Source organism: Enterococcus sp. AMC1623 (assembly GCF_058216495.1).
Genome location: NZ_CM177096.1, coordinates 635,428 through 653,799, shown reverse-complemented (window position 1 = coordinate 653,799; position 18,372 = coordinate 635,428). Strand labels below are relative to the sequence as shown.

Below are 18,372 nucleotides of genomic sequence, written 5' to 3'. Positions count from 1 at the left end.
GTAAATACATCTAAAACAGATATATCAACAAAAACACAGTAACTTTAGTGTAGAAAAAGAGTAATACTTAATGAATGTAATTCTCAGAAAATGGTTCACTAGATTCAAACTGAAATACAACTTCTTTACTTTCCTTTTCTTCTTTGACACATTAAGCACCTACCTCAAATAAACTCTTTAGTATTATGGTATCACTTTAGATTATTGTTGTATAGCGCTTACTTGAGTACAGTCTCCACCTTAAACCCAACTATCAGGAGTTGTTTAACCTTGTTTCACAAGGTTTTGGGCATTCTTCACCCTACAAAGACTGAAATTTTTACCAAACAACCTAAATAGGCTTTCTTATTTTGGTATAAACTTAAACATGACTTAGCTATCACTGTACCCTTTAGACCCTTGCTGTAAAGTTTGTTTTGTTGGTTATCATATAACCCAGTTTTTTCTGGTAGTTAAACTTAAAAAAATACTACAATTACACAGCAAGCAGTTCATGCCTCACACACAGATTCCTCCCTTGCCTTTTCTGCAGGTGGTAGCAATCACCACTCACTTCTACCTGTAATACTGCAATCCACAACAGGCATACTCTTTTTTTCTGTAGCGGTCAGAGTCAGACCTCTGTTTCTGTTGGTCAAAGCTGCGAAACTTCCTTGAAAGACAGCTTACTAACATAATCCTTGATTAACAGCACTTTAGATGCTATAATACTTGTGTTGAACAGGGTTTCTGCTAGTTTATTTAGTTAGATAACTCCTATGACTCCTTCACTGTTACCTCAGTGAAGGAGTTTTTTTTATTGCGATCAAACATCTTGAACCTTTTGAATAATTGACAGAATATTATTAATAACGGTTAAGCAAAAGTACATAACCTTAGTAAAGTGGCTTTTTCTTCTTCAGATAACTCCAAACCTTTCAAACTTGTTAAAAGATTGCTGTAGCGCTTTTGTTGCCATTTAGGTTCATTGGCATCCTTATCCTTGAATGATGTTTTCATTAGATTCACTTTCCTTTCTGTAAAATTAAAGGTTCATTAAAGGACTTCTGTTCAGTCCTTCTTCAATAATCTGCTCTGATAGCATACTTTTCAGATAATGTTCCGTTGTTTTGATTGATGAATGCCCTAGCAGGCGTTGCAACGTATACAAATCTGTACCATTGGCAAGCATTGACTGCGTGAAGTAGTGCCTGAATGTGTGGGGACTCATTCTAATAGTTGGATCACAGCCTGCTGCAATCCCTATAGCTCTAATTTGTCTTTCTGCCATATCATTAGAATATTGTCCCCCTAAACGCGTGAGAAACACATAATCAGACCGCTTAACAGTGTCCCTAATAGAGAAATACTTTTGTTTTACTCTGTCGTATCTTAATTTCTGTTTATAAACAATTGGTGACGTAAAAACTGCACGCTGCTTTTTTCCTTTGGCATCTAAAACAAGAATTACATCACGCCCAAAAGTTGCATCTGTTAATTTTCTTAGTTCAGAAATTCTCAAACCAGTATCAGCAAGCAACATTACCATCAGTTTGTTTCTCTCTGCCACAAACAGAGAAGCTACTCCCTGTGAATACTTAACTTTCTTTCTCCAATTTGTTGCATCCTGTGTGGTGTATTGAATCATCTTCTTCACATCCTCATTTGACCATGCGCGAATAAGTTTCTGCGGCTCTTTCATCCATTTCACGCGTAGACAAGGATTATTAACATGCTGAATGAACTCTTCACCTTCACAAAATACAAAGAAAGCTCTGATACTTCTTAGAAATACATTTACATAGGACTCTGCGCTACCTTGTTCATACTTAAAGACTAAAAACTTACGAATATGAATTGTTTTAACTTTAGCAAGTGTCTCTATACTGTAAGTTTCTTTCAGATACCTGAAAAACATTTTTAAATTCTTAGTATTCTTGTTAATTGTCTTAGAGGAAAGACCTCTTGCTTTATCTGTAAGTTCCATTTCCTCAAGTAATTCCGTTAATTCTGAGTACACAAAAAACCACCTTTCAGCAATTACTGCTAAAAAGTGGCTCTATAGTTTATTGAAATATACTGTTAAATACTTACGTACCCGTAAACTTTATAGTGGCTGATATAGGCTGAAGGATACCAGATAAAACAGCTATTTACTGCTAGAATTATCTGTCTAACCTCCTGTAAACACTGGAAAAAATCATTTATCTCAACCCTAACGAATCCCCAAAGCAATCCGTGCATACCGACTCATCTTATCCGTCGTCCATGCTGGATACCAAACCAATTTGACTTCGATTTTTTGCACTTCAGGTACATCTTCTAATGCGTCATGAATATTCTCAGTCAATACGTCTGCTAATGGGCAGCCCATGGTTGTTAAAGTCATTTTGATAATAGCTTCGCCAGTTTCACCATCAAATTCGATTTCATATATTAAGCCTAAATTGACAATATCGATTCCTAATTCTGGGTCAATAACTGTTTCTAAGGCAGTTAGAATGCGGTCTTTAATTTCTTCAATTTCTTGCTCTGTTCTTAGTTCGCTCATCTTACATCCCCCCTGTTGATTCTATAGAAATAATACCGTGTTTCTTGGTATTTGTAAATAAATGAACTTATCCTTGAGGGAATTCAATATTAAATGATGATATAATAAACATTGTAATACTAAAATATTATTTCAAGAATGGAGTCTAAAAATGAAAAAAGTAGTTAAAAGTAATTTGTTGGTAGCAATATTACTAATCTTTTTAGTAGGTTGTACTAAAAAAGTAACCACAGAAGATTTAAAAGCGAATGATTGGCTCATAGAATCAGCTAATCAAGAGGAACCCAATATGATTGCGTCTTTTTCTAATCATGTGATGACTATAAAAATAGACAGTGGTGGTCTAGCATCCAGTGCGGAAAATGAATGGGAAGCTTTGGGTGAGGAATTTGCAAAAAATTTAATAGATAATTTGGACTTCAAATTAGAATATACCTTAAAAAATAATGTCATGACTATACAAGATATTGAAGATGAGAGCAATAATACGGAATTTACAGTAACCAGAGAAGATAAGAATATTGTATTTACACCTAAAAAAGACGCTAGCTCTGAAACCTTACTACTCAAACCTTATGCAAAAACCGAAAAGGGTACCACAGAGACTAGCTCTATTTCGTCTGCTAGTCGCTCTACTTCTGTCTCAACTGAATCGGAACTCACAGAAGAAACTACTTCCAACAGTACGCTATTCACGTCAGAAGAAACACGTTCTGTTCAAGTCACATTAGCTGATTTCATTGGTGGTTGGGGACTGCCTTAATCAGACACTTTATTTTTTATTGCCGCTGACGGTTCCTTTACTACTGGCGGGATTGATGGGGGTACTCCTTCTTACCCAAGCTATTCTTTTAGTACTACACCAGATGGTAAATCCATGATGAGTCTCATCCATGAAAAGGAAAATACAACGGATCTAATTTTAGAAACCGATGGCACCCTAACGATTGAAGGAGCAACATATATCTACCTAGGCAATTACACTCTAGACGAATTCCGAGCTAAAAAAGCAGCTGAAGATCAAGCTCTTATAGAGGAACAAGAACACGTACATTCAGAAAATGTTACTTCCTCTGATGCACCCGCTAATTCTTTTGAAGCAATCGAAAGCGCCAAAAGTTTTATGGCTGATGGCGGTGATAGTTCACAATTTGATAATTACACATTTAGTGACGATGCAGGAGTAATGGCCGATGCTTCGGGCAGACCTTATTATTCAATTCGTGTCAGACAAAATGGTGGGAATGGAATGAATTCTATGGCAATTGGCGTGATTACAGTATATGCTGATACTGGCGAATGTAGTTGGCAATAAACAACTATAAAAATCTAAACATCTATTACAGAATTACCAAAAAATTGATATAATTATAGATAATAGTTATGAACTATTAATCCAGTTTATAAGGAGGAAAATAATGGCAAAAGATGCTAGTTTTGATGTAGTCTCAGAAATGAATATGGAAGAAGTTAAAAATGCGATTCAAATGACATTGAAAGAATTGAAAAATCGCTTTGATTTTAAAGGGGCAACTGTAGATATTACGTTTGATAATCAAAAATTGACTATCGTAGGCGACGATGATTTTAAGTTAGAACAAATTAAAGATGTTTTGTTAGGAAAGTTAGTCAAACGTGGCGTACCTATTAAAAATATCCACTTTTCAGAAACAGAACACGCACTAGGAGCAAAATCACGTCAACATGCTGAACTAATTAGTGGGATTGATAAAGAAAATGCCAAAAAAGTAACTACAGCAATTAAAAATGCGAAATTAAAAGTAAAAGCTCAAATTCAAGACGATCAAATTCGTGTTACCGGAAAAAGTCGTGACGATTTGCAAGAAGTTATTCAATTATTACGCAAATTAGATTTACCAATTGAGCTTCAATTTACCAATTACAGATAAACATTTAGACCACGATAGCAGTCAAAACAAAAATATCCGAACCATAGAAAGTGAGAAATGCTACTTCAGCAATCACCTTCTAGTTCGGATATTTTACTTGTATACTGCATTATGTCAAAGACCTGTGTTAGCTATTAGATTACTTTAAGTGTTTTTGATGAAAAGCAAAATGCTCACCAATAAATGTCGCAATCGTAAAGTAACTATGGTCGTATCCATCAACTTTTTGATAACGAACATTCACTTTTCTCTTTTCTGTTGCTTCTAAAAAAGCTTGCTCATTTAATTGTTCTTCGTAAAAATTATCTGCAGTTCCTTGAGTAATATAAATGGGTGGCACAACATCGCCGTTAGCGATTAATGCCGTTGCGTCCCAATTCTCCCATTCTTTTTTATCGGTACCTAAATACGCTGTAAAAGCTTTGTTACCCCATGGTGTATTTAGCGGATTGCTAATCGGTGCAAATGCTGAAATCGCAGCAAAGCGTTGGGGATTCTTCAATCCAAGGATTAAAGCTCCATGACCTCCCATTGAATGTCCCATAATACTTTCACGTCCAGAAAAATTCGGTACTAAGTCATAAACAATTGATGGTAATTCTTTGGTTAAATAGTCATACATTTGATAATGCGTCTGCCAAGGTTTTTGCGTAGCATTGAGATAGAAACTCGCTCCTTGTCCTAAATCCCAGTTATCATCGTCTGCAACAGCTTCCCCTCGAGGCGAAGTGTCTGGAATAGCAACTGCAACCTTGTATTGATCTGCATATTGTTGAAATTGTCCTTTTTGACTAAAATTATCGTCGGTACAGGTTAAACCAGATAACCACCAAACAATTGGAATTTGCTGATTATCAGCTACTTGAGGTAAAAATACACTAAAGACCATTTCGCAATTCAATCTATTTGAGAAGTGGCGGTATTTCGTTTGATCTCCATTAAAAATCTTATGTGTTTCCACTGTTTGAATCGTCATAGACTCACTCTCCATAAGTTAAAATTGTACGAATTGATTCTCCTTCATGTAATAAATCAAATGCTTTATTAATTTCAGTGAAATCTAAATGTCCAGAAATAAATGATTCCAAATCAATTTCGCCATTCATAAATTCTTTGACCATTGTTGGTAGTTCGCTACGACCTTTTACACCACCAAATGCAGAGCCACGCCAAACACGACCAGTTACTAATTGAAATGGACGTGTGCTAATTTCCTGTCCAGCACCAGCAACACCAATAATAATACTTTCGCCCCAGCCTTTGTGACATGCTTCCAATGCCGAACGCATCACATGAACATTGCCAATACATTCAAAACTATAATCGACTCCTCCATCAGTCATCTCAATCAATACATCTTGAATCGGACGGTCATAATCTTTGGGATTAACAAAATCTGTCGCGCCCATTTTTTTAGCTAGTTCCCATTTTTCGGGATTCAAGTCAATCGCAATGATTCGTTGAGCATTGGCTTTTTTCAATCCTTGAATAACAGCTAATCCAATTGCACCTAATCCAAATACTGCTGCAACAGCACCTTCTTCTACTTTTGCTGTATTTTTAACAGCGCCTAATCCAGTTGTGACACCACATCCAAATAAAGCCACTTTATCTAAAGGTGCTTCTTCATCAATTTTTACCACATTAATTTCATTTACAACAGTGTATTCACTGAATGTACTTGTTCCCATGTAATGATAAATGGGTTCGCCATTATATGAAAAACGTGTCGTCCCATCAGGCATCAGACCTTTTCCTTGAGTTTCACGTACAGCAGAGCACAGATTTGTTTTACCTGACTTACAGAATTTACATTCACCACATTCAGCTGTGTATAATGGAATAACATGATCGCCAGGTTTTACAGAAGTTACTTCATCACCTACAGCGACTACTACGCCTGCTCCTTCATGTCCTAAAACGGCTGGAAAAACGCCTTCTGGATCATCTCCAGATAAGGTAAAAGCATCCGTGTGGCAAACTGAAGTATATAAAATCTTCACCATCACTTCCTTAGCTTTTGGTTCTTCCACGTCAATTTCAACTATTTCTAAAGGTTTTCCTGGTGCAAACGCAACAGCTGCTTTACTTTTCATCTTCATTCCTTCTTTCAAGTTAATGTTTACAATTAATAGTATACATCATATAATACAAGACGTTAATACTGACAAATTTGTCACTTAAAAGGAGTACGTTGATGTTTCACTATAATGAAAAAGAATTTTATAATACGAAAGATTTAGCCATGTATGCTGTAGGAGGAAAATATAAAATAGCCATTGTCTGGGCTTTTTTAGAACACGGAACATTACGACTTAGTGAATTAACCAAAATCCTACCAGATATTAATCAACGAATGATTATTCGTCAACTACGAGAATTAGAAAGAGATCAAATTATTCACCGAACAATTTATCCAGTCGTCCCACCAAAAGTGGACTACGAATTAACAGAAATTGGGAACGAACTTTCAACAATTGTTCAGGAGATTTGTAAATGGGGAGATAAATATTGGTTAGCGCTCAATGAAAAAACCAGCAATCAAAATTAATTGCTGGTTTTTTGCCAAAATGTACGTAGTTCCTTTACTAAATCCTGTGGACGATAACACACAGTCGGTTGCCAATGTGGTGGAAATAATTGGCGATAACGCAGTGTATTGAAGCGTTGGTCAAGTAACAAAACTACACCTACATCTGTTAAATCACGGATAACACGTCCCGCTGCTTGTAAAACCTTATTCATTCCTGGTAATTGATACGCATATTCAAATCCTGAATCGGTGTGCTCATCAAAATATTCACGAATTAGTTCTTGCTCATGATTAATTTGTGGTAATCCAACCCCAACAATTGCACTACCTATTAGGCGCGTTCCTTTTAGATCGATACCTTCAGAGAAAATTCCTCCTAAAACACAAAAGCCAACCAATGTTTCTGCAGGATTAGCAACAAACTTTGCTAAAAATTGTTCTCTTTCTTCTTCATTCATCTCAGTATCTTGGACAATCGTTTGAACAGTTGGAAAAAGTTCTTTAAATAGTTGGTAAGTGTCATCAAGATATTTATATGACGGAAAAAAGACCAGATAATTTCCAGTTTTTTCTTGAACCATTGTAGCAATTGCTTCAACAATGTTTGGCAAACTATTTTGGCGTTGCTTATAGGTGGTTTGAATATAGTTTGTCAAACAAATTTTCTGATTTTCAATAGGAAAAGGACTCGTTAAGCGATATCGTAAAGCATCGCTTCCTCCTCCTAACATTTCTTGATAATAGTTTAGAGGACTAAAACTCGCTGAAAATAAAATACTCGCACTTCCCTTTTCTAACATTTTTTCCAAAAATGGAGCGGGTTCAATACAAAATTGACGAATACGCATGTCGTATGCATTTATTTCAACGGTTGTCTCATAATGATCATCATAAAATTCACTGATTTTTAGAAAATGCAAACAATCAAAATAAACTGTTAAAAGTTTTTCTTGTGCTGGATGTTCAGAATGTGCTGCTAACCACTCTTTGCTTAACTCACTAAACTTAAATAGTTGATTTAATAAGCTTTCAACTGGAGGTGCTTGATGATGAAATGTCCAATTGTCTTCTTTGGCAATTTGTTCCATAGCGGCAAATTCTTTGTCAATTTTATTTAACACTCGACGAATCTTTTTAAAGTCTTTTGGTAATTGCTCTTTTATTTGTTTAAACGCAGAACGAGTAATCGTTGCTGAATACATCTCACGTGAACGACTGACTAAATTATGTGCTTCATCTACTAAAAAATAATATTTTTCTTCTGGTTCCTCAAAAAAACGTCGCAAATAAACAGTTGGATCAAACAAATAATTATAGTCCCCTACAATCACATCACAAAACAAGCTAACATCTAAAGACAATTCAAAGGGACATAACCGGTGCTTTTTGGCATATTCTTCAATAACTGGACGGGTAAATTGATTTTCGTGATGTAATAAATCCCATAAGCCTTCATTAATACGATTGTAATACCCATCTGCATACGGACAATCATCTGGATTACATTTGCGCTCATCTAAAAAACAAATTTTATCTTTGGCTGTTAATGTGACACTTTTCGTTTCAGCACCAACATCAGCTAATGCTTTAAGTGCATCTTCAGCAACTTGACGAGTAATCGTTTTAGCAGTTAAATAAAAAATTCGGTCTGCCCGTTCTTCTCCTAAAGCTTTGAATGCTGGAAAAAGAGTGGAAATTGTCTTTCCTGTCCCAGTAGGTGCTTCTACAAACAGGCGTTGCTGATTACGTAAGGTTTTATATGCAGCAACGGCTAATTCTCGCTGTCCTTTTCGATACGAATCATACGGAAATGCTAACGCTTGAAGCGTAGAGGTTCTTAAGCGACGCCAATCTTCTTGGAAAAGTAACCATTTGTGGTATTCTATCAACAGCTCTTCAAAAAAACTTTTTAAAAACTCAAAAGTATACTCTCTTTTTTGACGGGTAATTAGTTCTTCTGTTGTTTGAAAATAAGTTAATTGTACTGAAATCTTATCAAGTTCTTCTTGCAAACTATAGAGATAGGCATACACCATTCCTTGATAAAAAAATAGTTCAATTTGGTCTTCACTTAAGTCTTCAAATTGAACTTCTGATGTTTTGATTTCATCTACAATCCAACGATTTTCTTGGAAAAAGATGCCATCAGCCCGACCTTCGACACTAATCTCATCCCCATTCACTAAAGCTTCAGTTTTTAAAAAGACTTCTTTTTGATATTCCTCTCCTGCTGCTTTTTGCAATTTACGATGGATTCGTGCGCCCTCTTGTGCTGTATGGTTACTGGTTTTACGATTATCAATGCTTCCTTTTCGTAAAATAAATTCAACCAATTTACGAACAGAAATCTTTCCTCGTTTCATCTTGTCACCTTCTTCAACCTACTATTATAGCGATTTCCTGGTAAATGTATAGCGAACAAAACGAACTTTAAAAAGACCTTTTATTTTTTGCTCATAAAATCTTTCAATAACTCTAAAAAATGTCGAAATGGCGTCGTATCAATTCCCATTTTTTTATAATTTTCTAAAATAGACTGTAATTCTAACCACAAATAGCCAACATACAGGACGTATAACATCACAATTCCTGTAAAACCGGGCAATAAAAATGCCACTGGTAAAAAGAAAACTAAAAGCATCATGCTAGCTATTTTTCGCAAGATACCGTTAATTCCTATTTTTGAAGTGATTTCTTGCTTAATTTTTGCTGCAATAATCCCACTAAAAAAATCCACAATCATAGCTCCTGCTAAAATCGATAACAAATACAAAATTTGTTGTTCTTTTAACTGATTTATCCATTCATCTATCATATTTTTCTCTCCTTTCAATCATACAAACGAAAAAAGAAGAAAAAATGTAAAAGAAATTTTGCGAAAAACAAAATTTCTTTTACATTTATTGCGTCATATCATATTGAACAGTATAAATTACATTATTTTCGTCACGAACACACGTTTTATCGTCTTGTTCAAAATAGAAATTTTTTTCAAAATCGCCATTGTGTAAACGAATTTGCTTTTTGTTTACAAATAATTCTACTTGTTTAAAAGTCTCCTCATAAACTTCATAAGGATCCTCTTCCCAATTAGTAAGTAAAAATGTTTTTTCAAAATCATGATGAACGGTTTCTGGTGTTCCCTCGTTCGTTGGTACATATTGCTTTACTACAGTCAACGTACCTTGACTAAAATCGTATACTCCTTGATTTTGTGGAAAACCATTGTTATCTACTTGCATCAATAAGACATTTTTTGGTGTCTCTTCATCTAAAGCAGGTAAACTTTCAACAACTAATGTATCTGCTGAATTGATGACTTCTGGAGATGATTGACAGGCAGCTCCTAATAAACAGAGCATCGCCATATATGTTAGTAAAAGAAGCTTCTTCAAACGTCATCCCCCTCACTTAATTAATATCTACATGTAGTATAACAAAGAGCCGTTTTAAAAAAATTCAAAACCAATCATTTTTCATTCAATTTTTAAATTACCGCCTTTCTTTTAATCAGATTCTAGAAGCTTTCTCAGATTTGAAGAAAATTCCCTTCTAAAAACAAGGATATTTTTTTGTTAGAAGTCATAATTTACGTTATACTTATACCTGATAACACTCAGATGAGGAGGTTTTTTATGAAAATTACACGTATTATAACAGGACGTATTGAAGAAAATTGTTACTTGGTTTGGCAAGCAGATACTCTTTTAATCATCGATCCAGGTGCTGATGCAGAGATTATTGCGGAGCAAATAAAAAAGACAGCTGCAACACCTGTAGCTATTTTATTGACCCACACCCATCACGATCATATCGGTGCGGTAGATCAATTACGTGATTTATATCAAATTCCTGTTTATGTACATCCTTTAGAAAAAGATTGGTTGCAAGACCCTGTTTTAAATTTATCGGGGGGGCAAAATATCACTGCACGTCCAGCAGAATATGAACTAGCATTAAAAGAGTATACAATTGGTGGAATCACCTTTAATGTTCGTGCAACTCCTGGGCATTCCATTGGTAGTGTTAGCTTTGTCTTTGATGACTTTGTCGTTTCTGGGGATGCGCTGTTTCGTGGAAGCATTGGACGAACAGATTTATACACTGGTAACCTAGAACAATTATTAACGAGTATTACTACGCAACTCTTTACTTTACCAGACGAATTACCTGTTTATCCTGGGCATGGCGATGCTACAACAATTGAACGTGAAAAACAAACAAATCCATTTTTTAAAAACAGATAGGAGCGAAAATTATGACAAAAACAGAGCTTTATATTGTTAGACATGGAAAAACAATGTTCAATACCCTCCAACGTGTACAAGGCTGGTGCGATACGCCGTTAACTAAAATAGGTGTTGAACGGATTCAGTACTTGGGACTGGGTTTACGCGACATCGATTTCTCAGAGGCCGTTTCAAGTGATAGTGGACGTGCAATTGAAACGATGCGTATTCTTTTGAGTGAACATCCTGATGGTCCCGTACTGCCCTATCGAGTAGATAAACGGATTCGTGAATGGTGTTTTGGCTCATTAGAAGGTGCGTATGATGCCGAAATGTGGGGCGTCATTCCACGTGTCTTAAATTTCAAAAATTATGATGAAATGATTGATCGTGATACTACCTTTAAAGAAATTTGCGAGGCAGTCTACAATGCCGACACCGCAAACTGGGCAGAAACTTATGACGAATTAAGTACACGTGTCTTAAATGGCTTTGAAGATATTGCGCATCGTGTTGAAAAAAATGGTGGTGGCAAAGCGTTAGTTGTTTCTCACGGCTTAACCATTGCTTTCTTATTAAATTTAGTCCGCGAAGAAAACAATGTTCGAATGGATTTAGACAACGGATCTGTTACACGCCTAGTATATGAGAATGGCGCGTTTAATTGCGAAGAGATAGGTTCCACAGAGTATATTGAAAAAGGCATCGAAATTTCTAAAAATTTATTAAGCTAAGAAATTTTCATTTTTTAAAATACTGATAAATCAACTTTAAAAACAGCAGACATTTTTTGTTTGCTGCTTTTTTTGAAAAAAAGTTGGTAATCTTTTTTAGAAACGGTATACTTATCAATGTCATTATGAAATGAAAGGAATGAAAAAATGTTTTTCGAAAATATTATTAAAGCAATTATTTTGGGTATTATCGAAGGAATTACCGAATGGTTGCCAATTAGTAGCACGGGGCATTTAATCTTAGCGGATGAGTTTATTAAGCTCAACGCTTCTGAAGCCTTTATGACAATGTTTAATGTGGTCATTCAATTAGGAGCAATTTTAGCGGTTGTCGTTCTTTATTTTAATAAACTCAATCCATTTTCTCCGTCTAAGACAACTGAACAGAATCGCGAGACTTGGTCTTTGTGGTTTAAAGTAATTGTAGCGATTATTCCATCGGTCATTATCGGATTGCCTTTAGATGATTGGTTAGAAGAAAACTTCCATAGCTTTTTACCAGTTGCAATTATGTTAATCGTTTATGGGATTGCCTTTATTGTGGTTGAAAAACGCAATAAATCAAAAACACCAAAGATTACTGATTTAACACAAATTACGTATCAATTTGCCTTACTTATTGGTATGTTCCAAGTTCTTGCATTAATTCCTGGAACTTCTCGTTCAGGGGCAACCATTTTAGGAGGTATCCTAATTGGCGCCTCTCGCTTCGTTTCAGCTGAGTTCTCCTTTTTCTTAGGTATTCCAACGATGTTTGGTGCAAGCTTGCTAAAAATCGTTAAATTCGTCGCTGGTGGTAATTCATTTGATATGAATGGTATTATCATCTTACTTGTTGGTACAGTCGTATCATTTATCGTCTCAATTATTGCCATTAAATTCTTAATGAACTACATCAAGAAAAATGATTTTACTGCATTTGGTTGGTATCGAATCATTCTTGGTATTATCTTAATTGGCTATTGGGCATTTGTGATGTAAAAAAAAGAGATGCTGCTTTTATGCAGACATCTCTTTTTTTTACGTATTTTTAATAATCAAACCATCGATGATATCAACAGCTTCTTCACTTGCATTTAAAATAGATTCAAAACGATCATAAATCTCTTTCCATTTTATGATTTCTAAAACATTTGTCTCTTCACTAAATAGTTGTTTTTTCAAATTACTAAACAACAAATCGCCTTCTGATTCAACATCATTTACTTCGACAATCATATTTTTTAGAGTTTTAGAATTTTTAAACTTCGGAAATTCTAACATCGCTGTATGAACGCCACGAGCTGCTTTATTCACTAAGCTAGCAAAATGCTCTGTCTCTGGGCGCATTTCTGTAATCACTAAATTTTCAAATAAATACGTCATACCATTGATACCATCGATAATGTCATCTAAACATTCAGAAATAATCAAAATATCTTCACGGTCAATCGGTGTAATAAACGCATCGTATAATTCGTTTGTTAATTCATCAATCATACGGTCGTTTTCTTTTTCCAAGTGATGAATTTCTTCAGCTTTTGTCTCAAATGTGCTAACAGAATAATTATTTATAATATCTTCTAAAATTTCTGCTGCTTTGTGTGAATTTTCTGCTAAAAGTTCCATTGTATTAAAATAGTTGTATTGTTTTTTTCTTGCCATGTTTTTCTCTCCTTAAAAAATTGCAACAAACAGTTTCGCCATCACATATGCAATAACTCCACATCCTGGGAAAGTCATTACCCACGCAAAAACCATTTCTTTGACGATCCGCCAATCGACACTTGATAAACGTCGAGATGCACCGACACCCATAATTGCAGTTGTTTTTGTATGTGTTGTTGAAACAGGGATTCCAAAAATAGAAGCTAAGAACAAGCAAATTGCTGCACTTAAGTCCGCAGAAAATCCTTGGTATGTTTCTAATTTAACCATGTCCATTCCGACTGATTTAATGATACGCATACCACCTACTGATGTTCCAATTCCCATTGTGATTGAACATAACGCCATCACCCAAATAGGGATAACAAATCCATTCCCTGTTTTTTCAGCTAAGTTATTATAAAATAATCCTAGCATAAATACACCCATAAATTTTTGTCCATCTTGTGCGCCATGCAAAAAAGCGTTTGCCGCTGCTGCACTTGCTTGGCCCCACGTGAAAAATTTATTCGCTTTTCTTCTTGGTACATCACGGAAAATCAACACAAGTAATTTTGTGATTAAATAACCGCCTCCAAATCCTAGGACAGTTGAAACAACCAAGCCAATAAGAACTTTTGTCCATTCTTGTCCATTGACAGCATTGAAACCGCCTAATGCCATAGCTGAACCAGTTAACCCAGCAATCAATGCATGTGATTCACTAGTTGGAATACCAAAATACCACGCAGCAACTGCCCAAACGACAATAGAAAATAGCGAAGCTGCGAGCGCTACTTGGGCTGCTTGAATTCCTTGAGAGTCAAATGAAACAATATTACTAATTGTTTCTGCTACTTGTGCATTAAAGAATGTCATTACTAACGCACCTAAAAAGTTCATTACTACCGCAATACCAATCGCCACATTCGGTCTTAAGACACGTGTCGAAACTGCAGTCGCAATTGCATTCGGGGCATCTGTCCATCCGTTTACAAAGATTACACCCATTACAAGTGTAATGGTAATAACTAATGCAATGCTCAAAATTTACACCACCATTTCGTTTTTCGTTGTCATCATAGCATAAAACTAACATTAGATGGAAGCAATTTTTTAAAGAAAGGTTTCTTTTGTATAAAAAAAGTAAATTTTGAAAACAAAAGCTATTTTTTTCGTAAATTCTTTGTAAAATTCACTATTTTTTGTGTTAAGTAAAATTTCTTTACAACTTGTTATTGCATTGCTCCCTTTGTTTATGTATAATGACTAGTGTTGATTTATACGTTTTTCGTATAATAACTTTTTATTCGGAGGTGAAACAAATGCCAAACATTGAATCTGCAATCAAACGTGTGCGTACAAGCGAAATTGCTAACGCTAAAAATTCATCTCAATTGAGCACAATGCGTACAGCAATCAAAAAATTTGATCAAGCTGTTGAAGCCGGTGCTGATAACGTAGATGCGTTATTTAAAGATGCTGTCAAAGCAATCGATATGGCTGAGTCAAAAGGATTAATCCATAAAAACAAAGCTGGCCGTGACAAATCTCGTCTAAGCAAAAAAATCGCTAAATAATTAAAAAAAAGAGGGTAAGCGTAAAGCTTCTCCTCTTTTTTTATTTTCCGTGTAATCGATGAGCTGTTTTCAAAACAAACAATTGGAATAAAAACTCTTTTTCCATGCGTCCACTTTTTATTAAGTAATCATTTTCAATTAGCTCATCATAAAGATGTGCTAAATCTTTTTGATTCAGTTTTTTTGCTTGTTGCATCGCAAGTTTTACCCGATATGGATGCACTTTTAAGGTCTCTGCAATATTTCCTTGTTGATAACCAATTTTCATTAAAATTGCCGTTTGCAGTAACAAACGAATCTGACTAATTAAAATTGCATTGATTTTAATCGTCTCTTCTCCTTGAATATATAAGTCATCATACAAACGTAAAGCCGCTTCGGTTTTTCCTTGTAATACATAATTTGTTAAGTCAAAAACATTATCTTCTAAGGATTTAGGGACAAGTTGTTCCACAGCTTGTTTTGAAATTCTTTTTTGTTCTCCTGCATATAAGCGAAGTTTCTCTAACTCTTGCATGGCTTTGGATAAACGCATATCTGTTAAACGGATAAACAATTCAAACGCATCTCGTGCCATCACTAACTCGTCATTATCCAACGTCTGTTGCAAATAACGACGAACCTCTGCTTCTTTCATTGGTTGAACATCGATGACTGTTGCTGCTTTTTTTAGCTGTTTGGTAATTTTTTTACGCTCATCTAATTTTTCATAGGCGGCAAAAAAGACAACAATCGATGTGTCGTTTGGGTCTTTAAGATATTCTAATAAACCTTCAATATTATGTTCAGGTGCATTGCTCTTTTTTTCTGCAGTTAGAAAAAAAGGATTGTCAACAAATATCAAACGGTAGTCTCCAAAAAAAGGCGTCGATTGTGCCTCATCCAATACCATGTCTAAGGAATCTTGTTCTAAGTCAAATTGTGCAAAGTTCAAGTCATCTTGGTCAACATTCAAACTCTCTAAAAAAACATCTCGAATTTGTTGTTGTAAAAAATCTTCCGTTCCTAGGACAACATAGAGTGATTGGAATTTTTGTGAGCGAATCTCTTGTAGGGCTTGTTGGGTATTCATCTATTTTCCTCTCCAATCTTTCATTGGTTATCCTACCATGAAGCAATCTTAAATGCTAGTATTCTTTCGCTAACCACACCGTTGGCTCTTGTTCTTTTATTCCCCATAAATAGCGAATCATTCCCGATTGATCCGTTCTAAAAACACGAACCTGATTTTCAGCCAACGTCTCCAGTACTTCTGGATGTGGATGATTAAACCGGTTATTTTTACCACTCGAAATAATCCCCTGTTTCAATTGGATTTTTTTAATAAATTGATTATCTGTTGATGTTTTGCTGCCGTGATGACCTAATTTCATAACATCGACAGTTAAATTTGGATAGTCTTTCAAGAGTTTTCGTTCCCCATCTTTGCCTAAATCTCCTGTCATTAAAAAACGCATACCTCGAATCGTAGTAGTTAATACGAGCGAATCTTCATTTTCACCTTTACCGTATTTAGGAGCTAATACTTGTAACGGCAGACGCTTTCCGATGACTTCATTCATCTCTACTTCTCGAATTTTGGTACTCTCGGGTAGTTGCTTAGCTAAGCGCTGAATACTGGGATGCTGGAGGCTTCCTTTACCAATATACACCCATTTTACTGGAATTTTCTCGATAACCTTTGCAGCGTCTCCAAGATGATCTGCATCGCCATGTGTAAGAAATAACCCATCTATTTGACGCACACCTTCTCCTTTTAAAAAAGGTAATAAGGTATACTCTGCTCCTGCACGATATGTTCGTTGTTGCCATTCTTCTTGTTCAAAGGATAGTCTGCCTCCTGTATCAATAACATATACTTCCTGATTGAATAGGCTTTGAATAACTGTACTATCCCCTTGCCCCACATCCACAAATGAAATAGACGTTTTAAATGAACCGAACTGAATGACTATCAAAACAAGCATAGGGATAAAAATTAACCACTTTTTGCGATGATAATAAAGGAATAAACTCCCGAATAAAGTGACAATTACACTTATTATCGCCGGCTGTCCAGTCACCCAAACCATAGATTTGGTTAAACTTAACAAACTTTCAAATGCCTGAATAACAATAAGCAAAAGATTCGTTAATCCCTCTACGGGTATTCCCACTAGTGCCAGTCCACAAATTAACAAACTAAACGGCAAAAATAAATTAAAAAACGGCCCACAAATTGTCGTTAATACGCCACCCAGTAAAGGTATCTCAAAGAAAAAATACATAAAAATCGGGGCTGCTAAAACAGAAATCACTTGAGATCGCCATAGTTGAGTAACGAAGCGATTATCTTTGGCATCTTGAATCAAAATAAACCATGACATCCCAAGCGATAAGATGCCTGAAAGTTGTAATAACGTTTTAGGATCCAATACCAATAATAAAAATAACACCATACTAAATCGATCCATACTAGACAAATAAAATTGTTTCTCTTTAAAAAATAAATTCAACAGATACAACAAAGAAGCTCGCAATACACTCACTTCTTGTCCAAATAAAAAAATACCAAAGAAAATACCCAAACAACTAATAAAACTAAATTCATTAAATGTCAATCGACTACGACGTAAGAGCCGTAAAAACCAACCATAAAATAAATACACATGCGTACCGGAAATAGTAAAAAAATGTAGAATTCCACTGCTACTATAAATATCCTGAATTTCATGGAAATCACGGCTTTTGTATCCCACTAGTAATGCTAAAAAATAAGTGGAAACTTTTTCAGGAAAATTTTCTTCTAACCAATCAATACAACTCGCTCGAATCTGACGCAAGACTGAAAAACCTGATGCTTCTTTTTCAGAAAGAATCTCTTCAATTTCGAAAACACCTAATTGATTAGTAGAGAAATAAAACCATTGTGCATCAAATCCATGTTGATTCCGTTGTCGTTCTATTTCTCGAAAAGACCCTCGAACGTTTATAATTTTTGACCAGTTTTTCCGAATTTGCCACTGTTCTTTTTCTTGTTTGCTAGAAACTTTATATTGGCCTTTAATTTCCCCTTGATCAGTCGTCGCTTCAAAGTTAACTAAATCGCCATTTAACTGAATCGTATCTGGAAAAATCTGAACGTCTGTCACTAGCTCTTTTTCAATAGGAACTGGAGGTAATTTTGTTTGTTGCCCTCTCAATAATACAAAAAAGCTGCAAAAAACAGCGAGTAACACTAATGTTACTTG

General features: G+C 35.3%; 18 protein-coding genes and 1 pseudogene. 7 read left to right on the top strand and 12 right to left on the bottom strand.

Annotated features, from left to right (window positions below):
• Nucleotides 1-855: 855 nt before the first annotated feature.
• From AC4BC7_RS03265 to AC4BC7_RS03255, 3 genes are all read right to left on the bottom strand, one after another.
• A complete protein-coding gene (locus AC4BC7_RS03265) occupies nt 856-999 on the bottom strand; it encodes a hypothetical protein (RefSeq protein WP_490503822.1) in 144 nt (47 codons plus the stop codon).
• 25 nt (nt 1,000-1,024) lie between these two features.
• A complete protein-coding gene (locus tag AC4BC7_RS03260; RefSeq protein ID WP_490503821.1) occupies nt 1,025-1,999 on the bottom strand; it encodes a tyrosine-type recombinase/integrase in 975 nt (324 codons plus the stop codon).
• Between the two features lie 195 nt (nt 2,000-2,194).
• Nucleotides 2,195-2,530, bottom strand: coding sequence for a metal-sulfur cluster assembly factor (locus tag AC4BC7_RS03255; RefSeq protein WP_207940495.1), 336 nt, complete (start codon nt 2,528-2,530; stop codon nt 2,195-2,197).
• Between the two features lie 151 nt (nt 2,531-2,681).
• Here AC4BC7_RS03255 and AC4BC7_RS03250 point away from each other — a divergent pair.
• Both AC4BC7_RS03250 and AC4BC7_RS03245 read left to right on the top strand, forming a co-directional pair.
• Nucleotides 2,682-3,845: pseudogene (locus AC4BC7_RS03250) on the top strand (DUF4950 domain-containing protein).
• A gap of 103 nt (nt 3,846-3,948) precedes the next feature.
• Entirely contained in the window at nt 3,949-4,440 is a 492-nt protein-coding gene (locus AC4BC7_RS03245) for a YajQ family cyclic di-GMP-binding protein (protein WP_207940494.1), read from the top strand.
• 139 nt (nt 4,441-4,579) lie between these two features.
• Here AC4BC7_RS03245 and fghA read toward each other — a convergent pair whose 3' ends face one another.
• Both fghA and AC4BC7_RS03235 read right to left on the bottom strand, forming a co-directional pair.
• Complete coding sequence (gene fghA, locus AC4BC7_RS03240; RefSeq protein WP_490503820.1) at nt 4,580-5,416, bottom strand: S-formylglutathione hydrolase; 837 nt, start codon at nt 5,414-5,416, stop codon at nt 4,580-4,582.
• A gap of 4 nt (nt 5,417-5,420) precedes the next feature.
• Nucleotides 5,421-6,536, bottom strand: coding sequence for an S-(hydroxymethyl)glutathione dehydrogenase/class III alcohol dehydrogenase (locus tag AC4BC7_RS03235; protein ID WP_207940493.1), 1,116 nt, complete (start codon nt 6,534-6,536; stop codon nt 5,421-5,423).
• Nucleotides 6,537-6,637: 101 nt separating this feature from the next.
• Here AC4BC7_RS03235 and AC4BC7_RS03230 point away from each other — a divergent pair, with 101 nt between their 5' ends.
• Nucleotides 6,638-6,991, top strand: coding sequence for a winged helix-turn-helix transcriptional regulator (locus AC4BC7_RS03230; RefSeq protein ID WP_207940492.1), 354 nt, complete (start codon nt 6,638-6,640; stop codon nt 6,989-6,991).
• On the opposite strand, the gene AC4BC7_RS03225 is transcribed toward AC4BC7_RS03230, so the two are convergent.
• The 3 genes from AC4BC7_RS03225 to AC4BC7_RS03215 all read right to left on the bottom strand — a co-directional run bounded on the left by AC4BC7_RS03225 (nt 6,988) and on the right by AC4BC7_RS03215 (nt 10,368).
• Complete coding sequence (locus AC4BC7_RS03225) at nt 6,988-9,336, bottom strand: ATP-dependent DNA helicase (protein WP_490503819.1); 2,349 nt, start codon at nt 9,334-9,336, stop codon at nt 6,988-6,990. The two genes, AC4BC7_RS03230 and AC4BC7_RS03225, sit on opposite strands and share 4 nt — an antisense overlap.
• An 80-nt stretch (nt 9,337-9,416) precedes the next feature.
• On the bottom strand, nt 9,417-9,788 hold the full coding sequence (locus AC4BC7_RS03220; protein ID WP_207940490.1) for a phage holin family protein: 372 nt from the start codon (nt 9,786-9,788) through the stop codon (nt 9,417-9,419).
• An 85-nt stretch (nt 9,789-9,873) separates the two neighbouring features.
• Complete coding sequence (locus AC4BC7_RS03215; RefSeq protein WP_490503818.1) at nt 9,874-10,368, bottom strand: hypothetical protein; 495 nt, start codon at nt 10,366-10,368, stop codon at nt 9,874-9,876.
• 240 nt (nt 10,369-10,608) lie between these two features.
• On the opposite strand from AC4BC7_RS03215, the gene AC4BC7_RS03210 reads away from it, so the two are divergent.
• The 3 genes from AC4BC7_RS03210 to AC4BC7_RS03200 all read left to right on the top strand — a co-directional run bounded on the left by AC4BC7_RS03210 (nt 10,609) and on the right by AC4BC7_RS03200 (nt 12,917).
• Nucleotides 10,609-11,220 (top strand): MBL fold metallo-hydrolase, encoded by a 612-nt coding sequence (locus AC4BC7_RS03210; RefSeq protein WP_490503817.1) that lies wholly within the window; start codon nt 10,609-10,611, stop codon nt 11,218-11,220.
• A gap of 11 nt (nt 11,221-11,231) precedes the next feature.
• A complete protein-coding gene (locus tag AC4BC7_RS03205) occupies nt 11,232-11,936 on the top strand; it encodes a histidine phosphatase family protein (RefSeq protein WP_207940487.1) in 705 nt (234 codons plus the stop codon).
• Between the two features lie 147 nt (nt 11,937-12,083).
• Complete coding sequence (locus tag AC4BC7_RS03200; RefSeq protein ID WP_207940486.1) at nt 12,084-12,917, top strand: undecaprenyl-diphosphate phosphatase; 834 nt, start codon at nt 12,084-12,086, stop codon at nt 12,915-12,917.
• A gap of 39 nt (nt 12,918-12,956) precedes the next feature.
• On the opposite strand, the gene AC4BC7_RS03195 is transcribed toward AC4BC7_RS03200, so the two are convergent.
• Together AC4BC7_RS03195 and AC4BC7_RS03190 are read right to left on the bottom strand one after the other, a co-directional pair.
• Nucleotides 12,957-13,580, bottom strand: a complete 624-nt coding sequence (locus AC4BC7_RS03195; RefSeq protein ID WP_490503816.1) for a DUF47 domain-containing protein — start codon at nt 13,578-13,580, stop codon at nt 12,957-12,959.
• 12 nt (nt 13,581-13,592) lie between these two features.
• On the bottom strand, nt 13,593-14,609 hold the full coding sequence (locus AC4BC7_RS03190) for an inorganic phosphate transporter (RefSeq protein ID WP_422389679.1): 1,017 nt from the start codon (nt 14,607-14,609) through the stop codon (nt 13,593-13,595).
• A gap of 278 nt (nt 14,610-14,887) precedes the next feature.
• Here AC4BC7_RS03190 and rpsT point away from each other — a divergent pair, with 278 nt between their 5' ends.
• A complete protein-coding gene (rpsT, locus tag AC4BC7_RS03185; protein WP_207940484.1) occupies nt 14,888-15,142 on the top strand; it encodes a 30S ribosomal protein S20 in 255 nt (84 codons plus the stop codon).
• 40 nt (nt 15,143-15,182) lie between these two features.
• Here the strand turns inward: rpsT and holA are convergent, their stop codons facing one another.
• Both holA and AC4BC7_RS03175 read right to left on the bottom strand, forming a co-directional pair.
• Nucleotides 15,183-16,214 (bottom strand): DNA polymerase III subunit delta, encoded by a 1,032-nt coding sequence (holA, locus tag AC4BC7_RS03180; RefSeq protein ID WP_207940483.1) that lies wholly within the window; start codon nt 16,212-16,214, stop codon nt 15,183-15,185.
• A 55-nt stretch (nt 16,215-16,269) separates the two neighbouring features.
• Entirely contained in the window at nt 16,270-18,273 is a 2,004-nt protein-coding gene (locus AC4BC7_RS03175; protein WP_490503815.1) for a DNA internalization-related competence protein ComEC/Rec2, read from the bottom strand.
• Nucleotides 18,274-18,372 lie beyond the last annotated feature (99 nt).

Excerpts from the sequence above, each read along its gene's own strand:
- AC4BC7_RS03265 (WP_490503822.1), bottom strand. The coding sequence starts at position 999 with ATGAAAACATCATTCAAGGATAAGGATGCCAATGAACCTAAATGGCAA.
- AC4BC7_RS03255 (WP_207940495.1), bottom strand. The coding sequence starts at position 2,530 with ATGAGCGAACTAAGAACAGAGCAAGAAATTGAAGAAATTAAAGACCGC.
- AC4BC7_RS03245 (WP_207940494.1), top strand. The coding sequence starts at position 3,949 with ATGGCAAAAGATGCTAGTTTTGATGTAGTCTCAGAAATGAATATGGAA.
- fghA (WP_490503820.1), bottom strand. The coding sequence starts at position 5,416 with ATGACGATTCAAACAGTGGAAACACATAAGATTTTTAATGGAGATCAA.
- AC4BC7_RS03235 (WP_207940493.1), bottom strand. The coding sequence starts at position 6,536 with ATGAAAAGTAAAGCAGCTGTTGCGTTTGCACCAGGAAAACCTTTAGAA.
- AC4BC7_RS03230 (WP_207940492.1), top strand. The coding sequence starts at position 6,638 with ATGTTTCACTATAATGAAAAAGAATTTTATAATACGAAAGATTTAGCC.
- AC4BC7_RS03225 (WP_490503819.1), bottom strand. The coding sequence starts at position 9,336 with ATGAAACGAGGAAAGATTTCTGTTCGTAAATTGGTTGAATTTATTTTA.
- AC4BC7_RS03220 (WP_207940490.1), bottom strand. The coding sequence starts at position 9,788 with ATGATAGATGAATGGATAAATCAGTTAAAAGAACAACAAATTTTGTAT.
- AC4BC7_RS03210 (WP_490503817.1), top strand. The coding sequence starts at position 10,609 with ATGAAAATTACACGTATTATAACAGGACGTATTGAAGAAAATTGTTAC.
- AC4BC7_RS03205 (WP_207940487.1), top strand. The coding sequence starts at position 11,232 with ATGACAAAAACAGAGCTTTATATTGTTAGACATGGAAAAACAATGTTC.
- AC4BC7_RS03200 (WP_207940486.1), top strand. The coding sequence starts at position 12,084 with ATGTTTTTCGAAAATATTATTAAAGCAATTATTTTGGGTATTATCGAA.
- AC4BC7_RS03195 (WP_490503816.1), bottom strand. The coding sequence starts at position 13,580 with ATGGCAAGAAAAAAACAATACAACTATTTTAATACAATGGAACTTTTA.
- rpsT (WP_207940484.1), top strand. The coding sequence starts at position 14,888 with ATGCCAAACATTGAATCTGCAATCAAACGTGTGCGTACAAGCGAAATT.
- holA (WP_207940483.1), bottom strand. The coding sequence starts at position 16,214 with ATGAATACCCAACAAGCCCTACAAGAGATTCGCTCACAAAAATTCCAA.